The following is a 13753-nucleotide window of genomic DNA, read 5'->3' on the forward strand; positions in this document are numbered from 1 at the left end:
CCCGCATGGATTCCGTCTACGAGAGCGCCGGCCGCCCCGGCGCGGCGTAGACCGTGAGCATGACACTCACGTCCCTGCTTCCGACACTCCGCGACAGCATCCCCGCACCGCTCGAGGAGACCGCCTGGCCAGCTGGCACGCACGCATCCCCGCGCGACGTCGTCATCTCCGGGGTGTCGATGCTGCGGCTGTCCGAGATCTGCACCACGCCGTGCGTCTACTCGGGTGCCGCCGTCATCCCGTTCTCGGCGGGGACGGCGTCATCGACCGAGACCGTGACGGTGATCGTCTCGACGGTGACGGGCGTCGACGCGACCGGGGCGTGTCTCGACGCGTGTTTCGATCTGCATCGGCCGCTCTGGAGTGAGGCGCGTCTGCTGGGCCGCGTCTCCCACGCACGGGAGATTGCGCTGGACCTGCACGGCCTCGACGGCGAGGGCACACGCGTCCGCCTCCCCGGCGACCTGCAGCCGGGCGATGTGCTCGCCGTACCGTGCGCCGGCTGTTTCAGCGTCGGCGACGTCCGTGTTGGCCGGGAGCGGTGAGAGGGATGCTGTTCGCCACCGTCGTGTACTCCCACCGCTGTGCGCTCATGGCGGCAACGGCCGAGCATTCCGATGACGCTACGCCGACGCATCCATCGCCTCCGGAGATTGCTCGGACTCGGCGACCCGGGCGGGCAGGCGAAGGGTGAAGGACGCCCCCTCCATGACCTCGTCTGCCGTCAGCGAGCCGCCGAGCGCCGCGGCGAGGGTCCGACTCACCGCGAGCCCGATCCCCGTGCCCGGCACGGCGCTCTCGCGCGCCGCAGACGTGCGGTAGAACCGGTCGAAGACGCGCTCCAGATCCCGCCGGTCTATGTGCGAACCGGTGTTCGCGACGGTGAACCAGACCGCCTCCGGGCCCGCCCCCACCACGACGCGCACCTCGTCACCCTCGTGTGAGTACTTCACCGCGTTCGAGACGAGATTGCCGAGGATGGCGACCAACGCCGCACGATCCGACCGCACGGCCGCATCCGGCTCGATGTCGACCGTGACCGTGCGCGACGCGAGCTCGGGCAGCGCGCACGGGTCGACCACCTCCTCCACGACCGAGCGGATCGGGATGTCCGTCATCTCCAGGCGCGCGGACGAATGAAGGCCGTCGAGAAACCGGTTCGACAGCGCGAGTAGTCGGTCGGCGTTGCGGGCGATGACGTCGACGTGCGCGCGCGACTGCGCCGGCAGCGGTTCGGACAGGAGAAGATCGGCGTATCCGATGATCGCGTTCAGGGGCGCGCGGAGTTCGTGCGACAGGGTGGCCAGGGCGTCCTCCCTCTCCCGCCCGCGGCGCAGCTGGTCGGTGATGTCCTGGGCGACGATCATCGTCCCCAGGCTCGACCCGTCCGTGGCCTTCAGACGCAGAGCCGTGGAGATCAGGGCGACCTGGTTGCCGGGTGGGCCGATCCAGAGCAGTTCTCCCTCGACGGCCTCGCCGCGGACGGCACGCAGAAGCGCCTGATCGGCGGCGGCAACGGGTGTCACGCGATCGGCGGCGTACATATGCGCGCAGACACCCGTCGACGGATCCAGCTCCGCAAGCTCTGCGAAGGCGCGCGAGCGGCGGTTGGTGATCAGGGCGCGTCTGTTCTCGTCGAGCACGACGACGGCGATGTCGGCCGTCTCGGCGTAGCTGCGCAGCACGGCACCGAGACGCTCGATCTGCTTGCCGCTCACGCTCTCGCGTTCGCGCGCGTCGCTCAGGAGCGCTTGGAAGTTCCGATTCGTCTCTACGAGCATGCGGGCGACGACGACGAAGACGGGGATGACGATGGCGAACAGCAGCACACTCGCCCAGTTGGCCGGGGTGAGAGCAACCTGCGTGAGCATCGGCGGCGCGAGGATCGCGACGTACACGCCCACGAGACCTACGGCGGCGCCCCACCTGCCGCCGATCGTCGCGAGCCACACAGCAGGGAAGGCGGCGAGGGCGGCGATCGCGCGGACGTCGTTGTACATGGACAGCGCGAGCAGGATGGCGGCCACGAGGTCCGCTCCGGCGATCGCCGACTGCCGGGAGAAGGGCCACCGCTCGAACGGCAGCGCGAGCGAGATGACGGTCGCGGCTGCGACGAGCAGGTAGCCGATGATCGTCAGCAGCGGCTGCTCGGGCATGACCCCCAGAATCGCCGCGACGACCGCGAGCAGCACGAAGGTCGCGACGATCGCCGACTGCGTCTGCACGAAGAGGTACAGCCTCGCACGCCATGCCGAAGTGCTGTCGGAAGCCACCCCTCCTCCGATCTCTCCGTCCCCACGACGGAACGCTTCCGTCCCCACGACGGAACGATTGACAGTAGCGCGCGAGGAGTTATCGGCGCGTCGCTCTTCTCGCGCAGCGGGCGAGGGTGTATGCCCCGCGGCGGATGCGGGAGTGCTCAGCTCAGCTGAGCCGCCGCGAGAGGTGCACCGTGACCGTATCCCCGATGTCCTTGCCCAGCTTGCGCCGCACACTGGAGTTGAGTGACAGCATGTGCCCGCCACGCCCGGTCACCATGAGTCCCACGTTCTCGAGCGGCACGTCGTCGACCGACAGATCGACACGGACAGCGCGCTTGGTGCCGAAGAAGTCTGCAGAGCCGGGCATCTCGACACACGCCCAGGTCTGCCCCTTCACCTCCACACCGATCGCCGCGGTGAAGGTGTGGTCGAGAGCAACGGATTCAAACGGCATGGTGCCTCCTCGGCATCGGTGAGTGTCGAAGGTAAGACTGTGCGAAACGGGCAGAATCGTCGCATGGGCCGGAATCTCGTGAGCGAAGACCCCGACGCCGCCCGTTCGTGCCTCTCGCACGCACGGTTCGAGAGGGAGCTCGGGCCTCTGCGTGCAGAGCTTCACGCCCACTGCTACCGCATGCTCGGCTCGGTGCACGACGCCGACGACGCACTGCAGAACGGGCTGTTGCGCGCATGGCGGGCCTACGAGCACTTCGACGGGCGCAGTTCGATACGCACCTGGCTCTACACGATCGTCACCCGCACGTGCATCGACGAGGCGACGGCACGCGGGCGGCGAGCGCTGCCGATCGACCTCGGCCCCGCGTCCCCCGTCTCGATCGTGGATGCCGCACCGCACCGCGAGACCGCCTGGCTCACCCCGTACCCAGACCCCGCCGAGCACGGCGAGCGTGCAGCGGACGTCGAACTGGCTCTCGTGGCAGTTCTGCAGCACCTCAGCGGCAACGAGCGAGCAGCGTTCCTCCTCGCGGACATCCTCGGCTTCTCCGCTCCGGACATCGCCGAGATCCTCTCCACGTCCCCCGCATCCGTGCACTCCGCGCTGGGGCGCGCTCGACGCGCCCTCGCCCGGACCCGCCGGCCGATGCCACCGGCGCGGCCCGACCAACTTAGCCTCGCGCGCCGTTTCGCGCGGGCGCTGGCCTCCTCGGACCTCCCCGCTTTCGTGGCGCTGCTCGCTCCGGATGTGACCTGGCAGATGCCGCCGCTTGCAGCGTGGTACGCCGGAGCGGATGCGGTGGCGGCGTTCGCTCGCGCCGTGCCCATGACCCTCTGTCCCAGTTGGCGGACCCAGGTGCTGACCGCCAATGGTCAGCCCGCCGTCGCCTTCTATCTCGGAGAGGCCGACGGCGCTTCTCACAAGGCGTGGTCGCTCACGGTGCTCACCGTCGAGCGGGAGCGCATCGCGGAGATCGCCTCATTCTTGGACCCGGCACTGTTCGCGCGGTTCGGGCTGCCGGACCACATCGTCTGAGCCCGCGACCCGAGTCGTGTCGAGCGCAGTCTCGTCAGGTGTCCGGCGACCGGATGCGGGAACTCGGCTTGACTCGCCGCGACGCCGCCTTCACCGTCGGCGGACCGCGTGAAACGGAGACAGCCATGAGCAGCACCCCCGCCTTCAACCCGTCCGATTTCCTGATCGTTCCCGCCAAGACGTTCGAGCAGCTCGAGGTCGGCGACATCTTCCGCGCCCCCAGTCGCACGCTCACCGACGCCCACGCCTCGGCGTTCCAAGCGGTCTCGGCCGACAATCACCCGATCCACTACGACGAGGAGTACGCCAGAGCGCACGGACACAGCGCTCCGGTGGTGCACGGCCTGCAGGTACTGGCCTTCACCGCGCCCGGTGCGACGCTCTTCCCGCACTACATCGGCGACATCTTCATCGCCTTCACGAGCGTGAGCGCACGCTTCCTGGGCGAGGTCCACGCGGGCGACACGCTCTACCCGCAGCTGGAGATCACGGATCTGTCCGAGGTCGACGGCGCGGGTCAGGTCACGACGCGCGCCACCATCCACAACCAGCGCGGCGAGCTCGTGCTCGACGGCGCGCACACCTACCTGCTCACCCTCACCCCGGCGGCCGGTTCATGAGCTTGCGCCGCTCGGAGATCATCGGTGCGTGGTCGCTCGTCAGCGTCGTCTCCGTCTACAAGGACGGACAGCGCGTCGACGAGCTGGGACCGAGGCCTGCGGGCTACCTCTGCTACACCCCCGAGGGCTTCGTGTCGGCGACCTTGGGGGACAGCACCCGACCCACCTCCGACGCCGGCGACCCGCAGAGCGCGACCGCGGACGAGTACGCAGCGATGACCAGGAAGTTCATCGCGTACGCGGGCCACTACACCGTCGATGAAGCCACGAGCACCGTCGTGCATCGGATGGAGGTCTCGCTGTTCACGAACTGGACCGGGCAGGGGCAGGAACGTCACCTCGCCGTGGACGGCGACACGTTGACGATCACTGCGTCACCCCGCGTAGCCGCCGACGGTCGTTCGTTCCACAGCGAGCTGGTGTGGCGACGGGACGGCCGCGCCACGACGCCCTGAGGGTGTTCGGCCGTCGATTCGCCGCGACGACGCTCACCGGCGGCGGGTGAGCAGCGCCTGCGCGGGCCGTTCGATTCCCCGGTGCAGAACAACGGCCAGACCCAGCGCGATGGCGAACGCCACGATCGCGCCGCCGAGCGCTCCCGCGCCCGTCGGTTCTTGCGGCAAGAGGCCTCGCACGCACTGGAGCACCAGGAGGTGGACGAGGTAGAAGGCGAAGGATGCCGCACCTAGCGTCTGCAGAAGCGGCGACGAGAGCCAGGAGCCTCGCCCGTCGAGGTCGTCCGTGGCGAGCATCACGACCAGCAGCACGAAGCCGATACCGGTTGCCGAGGCCGCACCGAAAGGCGTACCTCCCAGCAGCGATGCCGCGGCATATCCCCCCAACGTCGCCGACAGCGGGAAAACGAGGCCACGCAGGCGCCAGCCGTGGTCGCGCACGAGACATGCCGCAGCGATCCCCGCGATGAACTCGGCCAGGCGCACGGGCGGGAAGCTGTACGGCGAGATGGCGGGCGCCGCCATAGCGATCACCGGCGCGATCCAGGTGGCGGCGAGGCTGAGCACGAGGATCACGCGTATCGCGGTGACGCCGCGGGCGGCGAGGTAGCGGATGAGGAAGGGAGAACAGAGATAGAAGAACGCCTCGCAGGCCAACGACCACGAGACCGGGTTCCCGGCTTGCCACCAGGGCGACCACCAGGAGTTGGCGAACAGCAGGTTGGCGGCGAGCGCGCGCGTATCGGACGTGCGGATAGCCGGGACCATCGTCGCGCCGACCCAGATCGCCAGCGCGACGCCGACCAGATGCAGGGGGTAGACCCGCGCGAACCGGCGCAGGTAGTAGCGGCCGATGCCCGTCGGCCGGTACGAGTAGGCGAGAACGAAACCCGACAGGATGAAGAACAACGACACCGCCGTCGATCCCGCACCGAACAGAACCGACAGCAGTGTCTGCGCCGGCCCGTCGAAGTAGTGCACGTTGCGCAGGTGGTAGCCGAAGACGACGGTTGCGGCCACCCAGCGCAGGCCCGTGAGAGATCCGAGCGGTGCCGTGGCCGCGGGACGGGTCGGTGAACCGATGTGCGCGGGGGATGAGAGCAGCGTGGACATGGCACGAGCCCAGCTGTTCGAGTGTTGCGGGAACGTTCGGCATCCGCTTTACGCTGCGTTTAGGTCGGCTGTGTTCGACTTGCCGAGGAGGTGACCGCCGGTGCGCGTATTGATCGTCGAAGACGAGCCGCTTCTCGCGGATGCGATTCAACGTGGCCTGCGCATCGAGGCGATTGCCGCGGATATCGCCCGGGACGGTGCCCGCGCGGTGGATGCGGTCGCCGAGACGAGGTACGACGTCATCGTGCTGGATCGTGACGTCCCTGTCATCCACGGGGACGACGTGTGCCGCCGGATCACGACGATGAGCGATGCACCGAAAGTGCTCATGCTGACCGCATCAGCCGCGGTCAGCGAGCGAGTCGCGGGGCTGGCGATCGGCGCCGACGACTATCTCACCAAGCCCTTCGACTTCGACGAGCTCGTCGCCCGGATCGCTGCCCTCCACCGCCGCTCCGGAGCGGCTCTTCCGCCGGTGCTGGAAGCGGGCGACCTTCGCGTCGACACCTTCCGCAGGGAAGCGTACCGAGAGGGGCGATTCCTTCATCTGACTCGCAAGGAGTTCGCCGTCTTGGAAGTTCTCGTCCGCGCGGATGGTGGCGTCGTGAGCGCCGAGCAGTTGCTGGAGCAAGCATGGGACGAGAACGCGGACCCGTTCACGAACACGATCCGCGTCACCGTCTCGACCCTTCGCAAGAAGATCGGACTCCCCTCTCTCGTCGAGACCGTTCCCGGTGCGGGTTACCGCATCCTCCGCCCGTCGACGCAAGCTCCCCCGACATGATCGCCTCGCTTCGTCTTCGCACCGTCCTGACCTTGGTCGCCGCCGCCACGGCGGCCGTCGCCGCCGCATTGATCGGGCTGACGACGCTCCTTGTGCTGACCACTCGCGCGGTCCCCAGCACGGTCCAGGAGTCCGAGGGCATGGTCATCTACGACAACGCCGTGACCGTCGGGCAGATGACCTCGCTGATGTTCGGGGTGGTCCTGCCCGTCGGCCTGCTGCTCATCGGCATCGTCAGCGTCGGGACGTGGTTCCTCCTCGGTCGCCTGACCCGTCCGTACGCGGACGCCGTCGTGACGCTCAGCGAGGCGGAAGCAGAGCAGGTTCTGAATGTGCGACTCGCTCCACCGAACGGACCGGCCGAGACCCGCGAGCTGTTCACCGCCGTCAACACGCTCCTGGATCAGGTACAGGCCAGCGCAGAGAGCGGAAACCGATTCGCCGCCAATGCCTCGCACGAGCTGCGCACGCCGCTCGCCACCTCCCGCACCCTGCTCCAGGTCGCCCTGCGCGATCAGCCCTCAGATGATGCAGCAGTCACGTTCCGACGTCTGCTGTCGGTGAACGATCGCATGATCTCCATCACGAGCGCCCTGCTGGATCTCGCGTCCGCCGAGGCTCACCTCAGCATGACGGAGGTCGACCTGCGCGAGCTCGTCGCGGGACAGATCAGCGAGCTCGAGCCCGATATCCGTGAGCGTCGCCTCAAGGTGAGGCTCCGCCTCGACCCGGTGCAGGTCACGGGGAACCCGCAGCTGCTTCGGCAGCTGCTGTCGAACCTGCTCCGCAACGCGGTCCTTCACAACCGTGACGGCGGGACCGTGGCCGTCTCCCTCACCGCGGCCGGCAACCCCGTGCTCGCCATCGAGAACGACGGCGAGCACATCCCTCCGGAACAGCTGCAGACGCTCGCCGAACCGTTCACGCGGCTGCACGCGCGGACCGCGGCGAACGGGCATGGACTGGGCTTGTCGATCGCGCAGCGGATCGCCGAGTTGCACACGATCGACCTCTCGCTGAGCTCTCGACCGTCCGGCGGCCTTCTGCTGACGCTCCGGTTCCCGGGCGACTTGACACCGAGCGCGCTGTGAGGCGAGCAAGGGGTCGCGCGGTCGCGTGGGCAGCGGGCATCTGCGCCGCCGCAGCCGTCGCGACGACGGTGATGGTCGCCGGCATGCCGGCTCCGAGGGCGGACTCGGCGACCGTGGTGATCGGCGCTTCGATCTCCCAGGGCTACCACGCCACGGGCGGACACGATTGGCCGAGCCTCGTCGAACGAGCCGGCGACGCCGCGGCCCGCGGCTGCCGACTGATCAACCGGAGCATCAGCGCCACGCGCTTGCTCGAGTCCTATCCAGATCTGCCCAGCAGCCTGTCACGGCTGCAGGAGGACGCCCTGTCGATTCCCGGCATCCGCAGGGTCATTCTGACCGACGTCATCAACGACATCCAGGCGGTGCCGCACGACGACAGCGCCGAGGACATCCTCGCCGGCATCCGTCGCTTCGCCGCGCAGGCTCATGCCGCGGGAGTACGTACCGCGGTGACGACGCTCACGCCGTATGGCGGGTTCGATCGCTGGGACCCGGCCGGGGAGCAGACGCGCGTCGAGGTGAACGCCGCGCTTCGTTCGGGTCGGATCGCGGGTGTCGACGTGATCGACTTCGACAAGGTGCTCGCCGACCCGGCGGATCCCAGCCGCATCCGCCCCGCTTTCGACTCAGGTGATCACTTGCACCCCAACGATGCGGGCCAGTCCGCGCTGGCGGATCTCGTCGGCGGCGCAGCATCCCTGTGCTGATCCGCGTGAAGGCCCGCTCGGATCTGAGCGGAGCCTGCACGCGATGCGGGTTCAGTCCGCCGGTACGAGATCGAAGCGCTGCGGCGACCCGTGGAGCGTCGGCACCGGTGACTCGTTCGGTGCCGGTTCCGGTACGACGTAGAGCCCTGTAGGCCCGTTAGCCGTGTACGCCAAGGCTTCGAGCCATGCTCGGTTCAGGGCGGGCTCGCGTGTGCCGAAGAACTTGAACTGCAGATTCGCGTTCGGATGCAGCCACACGGAAGTCCGCCCGCTGCCGAGACTCACGTGTTCCTTCCACGTGAGCGCGAACGATTCGTTGCGACGCAGCTTGGTGAAAATGACCTGCTGCAGGTGAGCCAGGGTGCGGTCTTCGAACTCCGCCTTCGTGTACTGGTCGTAGATCAGCTTTCCCATGATGGGCTCCGGCCTGCCAACGCGGAGTGAGCGACGATCAGCCGTTTGACGATGGTTCAGACCTGAGAAATCGACACGCTCCGAGCGGGCGGTTGACGAGCCACGATCCTCTCGATGGTGCAGGTGCGCAACCCCCCTTACGCGAAACGTGTTACGTCAGGAGCGAAACGGCTCCGCCACTTCCCAGTCGGGACCCACGGCGATGAGGACATCGGCCATCGCGTCCGCCCAGTTCTCCGCATCGACCTCGACGCCGTGGCCGTAGCGCTCGCCAGCGATCGGCACGATCAACTGCACGGGTACGACGAAACGCATCCGTCGTGTCTACGCGAAGGCGGCCGGGATGACATATCGCCTTGACATCCCGAGATGCAGCCTCTAGGGCTCATGTGTCAGCAGGGAAGCGCTCCCCGCGTCCTGCGCATCACCAGGGCGACCAGGACGGCATCCACTGCAATCCACGCTACCCACGAGACCGTCATGTACGACCAGTAGTCCGCCGTGCTCGCCTCCGAGAGCGGCGCCATGAAGTTGTACTGCACCATCTGGAAGAGGTTGTTGAACAGCGCGTGCGCGAACACCGCCGGCCAGACGCTCCCCGAGAGATAGCGCAGCGCACTCACCAGGACGGCGGCGAGCAGCAGGTCGACGGTCTTCGAGACGACGTCCCGCCCGTCGAGCTCACCGGCGTGGGCATACGCGAGCGTGAGCGGAAGATGCCAGAGCGCCCACAGCGCCGCGATCAGAGCCGTGGTGACCGCGAAGCCCTTGGGGGCGAGCAGCGTGGTGAGGTATCCGCGCCATGCCAGTTCCTCTCCGGCCACGGGGATCATGAAGACCAGCGACACGGGCAGCGTCAACAGCACGGCGAGGGCAGCGCCGTCCGCCCAGCGCAGCTCGATGAAACCCGCGGCGCCGGCTACCAGGACCGGCGCGACGCCGACCACCACGAGAGCAGTGAACGCGAGCAGAGATGCCCGCAGGATGGCGGGTCCTCTGCCACGCAGGCCCACCGCCGTCGCGGATGCCAGGGTCCAGGGGTCTCCGGCGTCAGCGATCACCGGCCGATGGTGTCTCCGGTAGATGCCGTGCAGAAGCAGGACGGCGGCGAACGGCACCCACTGCAGCAAGGGCGTCGACCACGTCAGATACGCCGGGTCTGCGCCGGCGAACACGGGCAGCGTCGCGGCCACGACCGCGCCCATCACAATGGCGGCGAACGCCACGACGAAAGGGGCGGTCGGCGGGCGTCGGACGCCGGCGGATGCGGGAGATCGAGGGGTCACGCGTCGACGCTAGGAGAGCGGTGCTGTCCTCGGGTACCAGGAAAACCACCGCACCGAGCGCGGAAAACCCGAACGTCCTGCGAGAGACACCGGGCCGGAGCGCGCATTGCCTCTGATCGGCGCGCTTCGCCTCAGCTGATCGCTTCAGGTGCCGGCTTCATCCAGAACGGCGAGTAGTGATAGCCGTCGGGGTCGTCGAACTGACGCTGGTACATGAACGGGTAGTCATCGGTGTCGCCGACGCGACCACCCGCAGCGCGAGCCCGTTCGACGAGTTCGTCGACCGCCTCGCGACTGTCGACGTCGAACGACACCGTGATCTTCGACGGTGTCTCCGGTCCCCCGATGAGATCCTCGGTTCCGCCGACGCTGGCGTACATCCCGCGACTGCCGAGCATGACGTACTGGTCGGGTGCGATCGCGAAGCACGACACATCGTCGCTCGACATCTCCGCGTTCCGGCTCCACCCGAGGGCTGTGTAGAACGCGGTCGCACGCGCGACGTCTTCGACCGGGCAGGTGAGGAAGATGCTCATGAAGGACACCGTCGCAAAGCGCGGACAATGCCGTCAAGAGTCGTCACGCAGCAGCCGCTCCCACGTCGCGGAGTCGTCCAGCGCGGCCAGCAGTTCTTGGGTGCGGGGCTGAGGCGTCTCGATCTGTGCGAGCAGCGCCGCGTTGCCGGTCCGCCTCGCCGCGGCCAGGGTGCGAGCGCGGTCGTGGTGATAGACGCCGGATGTCGCGCGCAGAGCAGCGTCGGCCCCTCTCAGCTGTGCCTCGCGCCGCAGGTCGAGCAGCACGATCGTGTCCTGCATGTGCTCGGGCAGCCCGGCGAACTCCGCCGAGCTCGGAAAACCGTCGGGCTGCGACGGCCGCGCCACCCAGAGGAAGCCGAGGAGTTCGTCGCGCGGAAACCCGCGCACGGTGGATTCCGCGATCCGGACTTTGTCGCCGAGAACGGCGCGGGTATGGACCTCCGCGCGCCCATCGGGGGCCGAGCGGATGGCGGCTCTGCCGAGCAGCTGCTGCGCGCGCACCGCGCGATCAGAAAGGGGAGCCGTGCCCGCATCCGACTCCTGCCGCCGGTTGCGGGCACGGATCCAGACGGAGCCGACGGCGATGGCCGCGGGAACGAAGATGCACAGGAGCACGAAGGCGATGACCACCGCGCGCACGGCACCACCGGCCGACGTGTCGGTGGCGAGGAACACGATCGCCACGATGCCGAGGAGGGTCGCCGCGGCGCCGAGGACGGACCTCAGCGCGCGGCGCACGGGTCGCTCGCGCGGCGGAACCTCCGGCACGCGATCAGCCCTTCGAGGTGAACGACCAAAGGTTGTCGACACCGCCCGAGGTCGCCACCACCGCGACATCCTGATGGATGTCGGCGCGGTCGAACAGCTGCGTCGCGCACGCGCTGATTCCGAACCGCTCTTGGAACCACAGCGACAGCGCCTGCTGCTGCGAGATGCGCCAGGCGAAGAAGCTCGCCTGCTTGTTGTTGCGCGCCTTCCACGTGACCTTCTCGTCGGCCTGGGTGAGGGCGACCGGCAGCGCCGTCTGGATGGCGACCTCGACGGCGTCGAGGTCGGGACTCACACGCGCGGGGTCCCAGTAGGTGCGGATGACGAACCCTGTTCCCTTGCCGCCGGGCGCGGGAAAGCCCCGGTAGACGCCGACGTAGCGCGCGTCGGCCTGGTTCCAGATGTCGAGCGCAGCCTTCGCCGACTTCTTGACGCCGAAGACACCCCCCTCATCGGTGAGCGCGAGAAACGCCTCCGGCGTCGTCAGGGATGCGTCGAGGGCAGCGTGATCGGGCATGAATATTCTCCGTTCGGGCGCGGGATGTTCGCTATGGGGCACAGCATAGGGAGAACGGAGAATCCACCGCGGATGTCATTCACAGGCCGGATGCGGCGCCCGTCGTCAGGGCGACTCCGGCAGACCAATGGCGAGCGTGAACCCGACGTCGCGGAAAGCGAGGGATGCGGGCAGCGTCAAAGCGTCGATCACGGTTCGTCCTCCCCGGCGCCGGCCGTCTCGAAATGCAAGATCTTCTCGTCCATCACCGCGATCGCGCGGGCGAGCACCTGCCGGCGCTCCTCCAAGGCCGCTCGGCGCTCGCGCAGGAAGCCGACGGGGTCGGGCGAGGCGTGAGGCCCGTGCAGCAGATCGGCGAAGGTGCGCAACTCGTCGATCCCGAGCCCCGCATCCTTCATGCAGGTCACGACGTGGATCCAGGCGAGATCCTTCTCGCTGAAGACCCGGTGGTCCCGGTGATCCCGAGCGAGCGGTCCGATGATGCGCTCCTGTTCGTAATAGCGGAGTGTGTCCGCGGTGAGGCCCGTCGCAACGGTGACCTCACCCATCGTGAGCATCGGGGTCATTCCTGCCTTCCGTCGAGTTCGGCGCGGTCTTCGGGGTCCAGGTGCAGCTGGAGAGCGTCCATCGCCTCATCCAGCTGAGCGAGGTCCGACACCCCGACGATCGGGGTCACCGCGGGTGAACCGTCGAGCAACCATGACAGCACGACCTGGTTCCGCGTCGCATCCCAGCGTCGCGCGACCCTGTCCAGTGCGGCCAGACGACACTCCGTATCGGGATGCCGGTACGCCTCCTGCAACCGCTCCGGTCGCGCGAACGCCCCGCCCAGCAACGTCGTGTAGGCCCACATCCCGAGCCCCTCGGATGCGACATAGTCGATGGCTTCGGGTGATGCGATGACGTGGCCCCAGTCCGGAAGGGGTGCGAACGGAATCGGCTGGAGATAGCTGTGCCGCAACTGCACGAAGCGGAAGGGCTCGATGTTGCGCGCCCGTGCCGCAGCGCGCGCTCTCTCGATGCGCCACATCGCGTGGTTGGACGCACCCAACCGCCTGACCCTCCCGTCCGCGACGAGCGCCCCGAACGCCTCGATCTGATCCTCGAGCGGCACCGTGCGGTCTTCGACGTGCGCCCACAGCAGGTCGAGCGTCTCGACACCGAGCCGTTCCATCGATCCCGCCACCGCATCGGCGATGGCACTGGGGGCGAGCCCCTCCAGGGATGCCGCCCCGGCGCCGGGCCGGGTCGGGTTCGCGCCGACCTTCGTCGAGATCGACACGTCGTCTCGCACACCCGGATGGCGACGGAGCCATTCCCCGAGTACCGTCTCGCTCGCCCCTCCCCGGCCGGAAGGCGATGCCCAGAACGCGTAGTTGTCGGACGTGTCGAGCCAGCGCCCGCCGCGCGAGACGAAGCGGTCGAGCAGCGCGAACGACACCTCGTCCGAGAGCCGAGTGCCGAACCACATCGCGCCGAGGGCGAGTCCGTTGCCGTTGCCGTTGCCGTTGCCGTTGCCGTTGCCGTTGCCGTTGCCGTTGCCGTTGAGAGTGTCCATGAACACGCAGCGAATCACCTGGAGCGCGCTCCAGGTCAAATCGGGTTCTGCGACGCGACGTTCGACGACTCCCGGCTTCGCGCCGGATCCGGGACGATCGTCCTCCGCGTCACGGGCTTTGCCGCTCCGCGCGATCTGCGTCATGATG

General features: G+C 68.3%; 18 protein-coding genes. 7 read left to right on the forward strand and 11 right to left on the reverse strand.

Annotation, left to right across the window (positions count from 1 at the left end):
* The first annotated feature begins 59 nt into the window (after positions 1 to 59).
* Positions 60 to 545, forward strand: coding sequence for a hypothetical protein (locus tag ACYVJS_RS05850; RefSeq protein ID WP_460738615.1), 486 nt, complete (start codon positions 60 to 62; stop codon positions 543 to 545).
* A gap of 78 nt (positions 546 to 623) precedes the next feature.
* On the opposite strand, the gene ACYVJS_RS05855 is transcribed toward ACYVJS_RS05850, so the two are convergent.
* Both ACYVJS_RS05855 and ACYVJS_RS05860 read right to left on the reverse strand, forming a co-directional pair.
* Entirely contained in the window at positions 624 to 2273 is a 1650-nt protein-coding gene (locus tag ACYVJS_RS05855) for a sensor histidine kinase (protein ID WP_460738617.1), read from the reverse strand.
* 151 nt (positions 2274 to 2424) lie between these two features.
* Complete coding sequence (locus tag ACYVJS_RS05860) at positions 2425 to 2715, reverse strand: DUF1905 domain-containing protein (RefSeq protein WP_460738619.1); 291 nt, start codon at positions 2713 to 2715, stop codon at positions 2425 to 2427.
* Between the two features lie 63 nt (positions 2716 to 2778).
* On the opposite strand from ACYVJS_RS05860, the gene ACYVJS_RS05865 reads away from it, so the two are divergent.
* The 3 genes from ACYVJS_RS05865 to ACYVJS_RS05875 all read left to right on the forward strand — a co-directional run bounded on the left by ACYVJS_RS05865 (position 2779) and on the right by ACYVJS_RS05875 (position 4828).
* Positions 2779 to 3753, forward strand: a complete 975-nt coding sequence (locus ACYVJS_RS05865; protein ID WP_460738621.1) for an RNA polymerase subunit sigma-70 — start codon at positions 2779 to 2781, stop codon at positions 3751 to 3753.
* A gap of 125 nt (positions 3754 to 3878) precedes the next feature.
* Positions 3879 to 4373, forward strand: a complete 495-nt coding sequence (locus ACYVJS_RS05870; protein WP_460738623.1) for a MaoC family dehydratase — start codon at positions 3879 to 3881, stop codon at positions 4371 to 4373.
* Positions 4370 to 4828 (forward strand): lipocalin-like domain-containing protein, encoded by a 459-nt coding sequence (locus ACYVJS_RS05875; RefSeq protein ID WP_460738625.1) that lies wholly within the window; start codon positions 4370 to 4372, stop codon positions 4826 to 4828. The genes ACYVJS_RS05870 and ACYVJS_RS05875 overlap by 4 nt, the downstream gene beginning before the upstream one ends.
* Positions 4829 to 4861: 33 nt before the next feature.
* Here ACYVJS_RS05875 and ACYVJS_RS05880 read toward each other — a convergent pair whose 3' ends face one another.
* Entirely contained in the window at positions 4862 to 5941 is a 1080-nt protein-coding gene (locus tag ACYVJS_RS05880; protein WP_460738627.1) for an acyltransferase family protein, read from the reverse strand.
* Between the two features lie 100 nt (positions 5942 to 6041).
* Here ACYVJS_RS05880 and ACYVJS_RS05885 point away from each other — a divergent pair, with 100 nt between their 5' ends.
* From ACYVJS_RS05885 to ACYVJS_RS05895, 3 genes are read left to right on the forward strand one after another with little or no spacing between them, the layout of a single operon-like run.
* Positions 6042 to 6725 carry a response regulator transcription factor gene (locus ACYVJS_RS05885; RefSeq protein WP_460738629.1) on the forward strand — a complete coding sequence of 228 codons (684 nt, stop codon included), beginning with the start codon at positions 6042 to 6044 and terminating at the stop codon, positions 6723 to 6725.
* A complete protein-coding gene (locus ACYVJS_RS05890; protein ID WP_460738631.1) occupies positions 6722 to 7816 on the forward strand; it encodes a sensor histidine kinase in 1095 nt (364 codons plus the stop codon). Before ACYVJS_RS05885 ends, ACYVJS_RS05890 begins: the two co-directional genes overlap by 4 nt.
* Positions 7813 to 8526, forward strand: a complete 714-nt coding sequence (locus ACYVJS_RS05895) for a GDSL-type esterase/lipase family protein (RefSeq protein ID WP_460738633.1) — start codon at positions 7813 to 7815, stop codon at positions 8524 to 8526. Before ACYVJS_RS05890 ends, ACYVJS_RS05895 begins: the two co-directional genes overlap by 4 nt.
* A 51-nt stretch (positions 8527 to 8577) precedes the next feature.
* Here the strand turns inward: ACYVJS_RS05895 and ACYVJS_RS05900 are convergent, their stop codons facing one another.
* From ACYVJS_RS05900 to ACYVJS_RS05935, 8 genes are all read right to left on the reverse strand, one after another.
* A complete protein-coding gene (locus tag ACYVJS_RS05900; RefSeq protein WP_460738635.1) occupies positions 8578 to 8940 on the reverse strand; it encodes a DUF7882 family protein in 363 nt (120 codons plus the stop codon).
* Between the two features lie 156 nt (positions 8941 to 9096).
* The gene (locus ACYVJS_RS05905; protein ID WP_460738637.1) at positions 9097 to 9255 is read right to left on the reverse strand and encodes a hypothetical protein; all 159 of its coding nucleotides are present in this window, start codon (positions 9253 to 9255) and stop codon (positions 9097 to 9099) included.
* A gap of 77 nt (positions 9256 to 9332) precedes the next feature.
* Positions 9333 to 10226, reverse strand: a complete 894-nt coding sequence (locus tag ACYVJS_RS05910) for a lysostaphin resistance A-like protein (protein ID WP_460738639.1) — start codon at positions 10224 to 10226, stop codon at positions 9333 to 9335.
* A 131-nt stretch (positions 10227 to 10357) separates the two neighbouring features.
* Positions 10358 to 10762 carry a VOC family protein gene (locus ACYVJS_RS05915; RefSeq protein ID WP_460738641.1) on the reverse strand — a complete coding sequence of 135 codons (405 nt, stop codon included), beginning with the start codon at positions 10760 to 10762 and terminating at the stop codon, positions 10358 to 10360.
* Between the two features lie 33 nt (positions 10763 to 10795).
* The gene (locus tag ACYVJS_RS05920) at positions 10796 to 11530 is read right to left on the reverse strand and encodes a hypothetical protein (RefSeq protein WP_460738643.1); all 735 of its coding nucleotides are present in this window, start codon (positions 11528 to 11530) and stop codon (positions 10796 to 10798) included.
* Between the two features lie 4 nt (positions 11531 to 11534).
* A complete protein-coding gene (locus ACYVJS_RS05925) occupies positions 11535 to 12047 on the reverse strand; it encodes a hypothetical protein (RefSeq protein ID WP_460738645.1) in 513 nt (170 codons plus the stop codon).
* A gap of 188 nt (positions 12048 to 12235) precedes the next feature.
* Positions 12236 to 12613 (reverse strand): MerR family transcriptional regulator, encoded by a 378-nt coding sequence (locus ACYVJS_RS05930; protein WP_460738647.1) that lies wholly within the window; start codon positions 12611 to 12613, stop codon positions 12236 to 12238.
* Positions 12610 to 13749, reverse strand: coding sequence for an aldo/keto reductase (locus ACYVJS_RS05935; RefSeq protein WP_460738649.1), 1140 nt, complete (start codon positions 13747 to 13749; stop codon positions 12610 to 12612). Before ACYVJS_RS05935 ends, ACYVJS_RS05930 begins: the two co-directional genes overlap by 4 nt.
* Positions 13750 to 13753 lie beyond the last annotated feature (4 nt).

The sequence above is a fragment of the Microbacterium neimengense genome (genome assembly GCF_054782995.1).

What these genes read in the sequence shown, in the direction of transcription:
- ACYVJS_RS05850 (WP_460738615.1), top strand. Translation starts at nt 60, where the DNA reads ATGACACTCACGTCCCTGCTTCCGACACTCCGCGACAGCATCCCCGCA.
- ACYVJS_RS05860 (WP_460738619.1), bottom strand. Translation starts at nt 2,715, where the DNA reads ATGCCGTTTGAATCCGTTGCTCTCGACCACACCTTCACCGCGGCGATC.
- ACYVJS_RS05865 (WP_460738621.1), top strand. Translation starts at nt 2,779, where the DNA reads ATGGGCCGGAATCTCGTGAGCGAAGACCCCGACGCCGCCCGTTCGTGC.
- ACYVJS_RS05870 (WP_460738623.1), top strand. Translation starts at nt 3,879, where the DNA reads ATGAGCAGCACCCCCGCCTTCAACCCGTCCGATTTCCTGATCGTTCCC.
- ACYVJS_RS05875 (WP_460738625.1), top strand. Translation starts at nt 4,370, where the DNA reads ATGAGCTTGCGCCGCTCGGAGATCATCGGTGCGTGGTCGCTCGTCAGC.
- ACYVJS_RS05880 (WP_460738627.1), bottom strand. Translation starts at nt 5,941, where the DNA reads ATGTCCACGCTGCTCTCATCCCCCGCGCACATCGGTTCACCGACCCGT.
- ACYVJS_RS05890 (WP_460738631.1), top strand. Translation starts at nt 6,722, where the DNA reads ATGATCGCCTCGCTTCGTCTTCGCACCGTCCTGACCTTGGTCGCCGCC.
- ACYVJS_RS05900 (WP_460738635.1), bottom strand. Translation starts at nt 8,940, where the DNA reads ATGGGAAAGCTGATCTACGACCAGTACACGAAGGCGGAGTTCGAAGAC.
- ACYVJS_RS05905 (WP_460738637.1), bottom strand. Translation starts at nt 9,255, where the DNA reads ATGCGTTTCGTCGTACCCGTGCAGTTGATCGTGCCGATCGCTGGCGAG.
- ACYVJS_RS05915 (WP_460738641.1), bottom strand. Translation starts at nt 10,762, where the DNA reads ATGAGCATCTTCCTCACCTGCCCGGTCGAAGACGTCGCGCGTGCGACC.
- ACYVJS_RS05925 (WP_460738645.1), bottom strand. Translation starts at nt 12,047, where the DNA reads ATGCCCGATCACGCTGCCCTCGACGCATCCCTGACGACGCCGGAGGCG.
- ACYVJS_RS05930 (WP_460738647.1), bottom strand. Translation starts at nt 12,613, where the DNA reads ATGACCCCGATGCTCACGATGGGTGAGGTCACCGTTGCGACGGGCCTC.
- ACYVJS_RS05935 (WP_460738649.1), bottom strand. Translation starts at nt 13,749, where the DNA reads ATGACGCAGATCGCGCGGAGCGGCAAAGCCCGTGACGCGGAGGACGAT.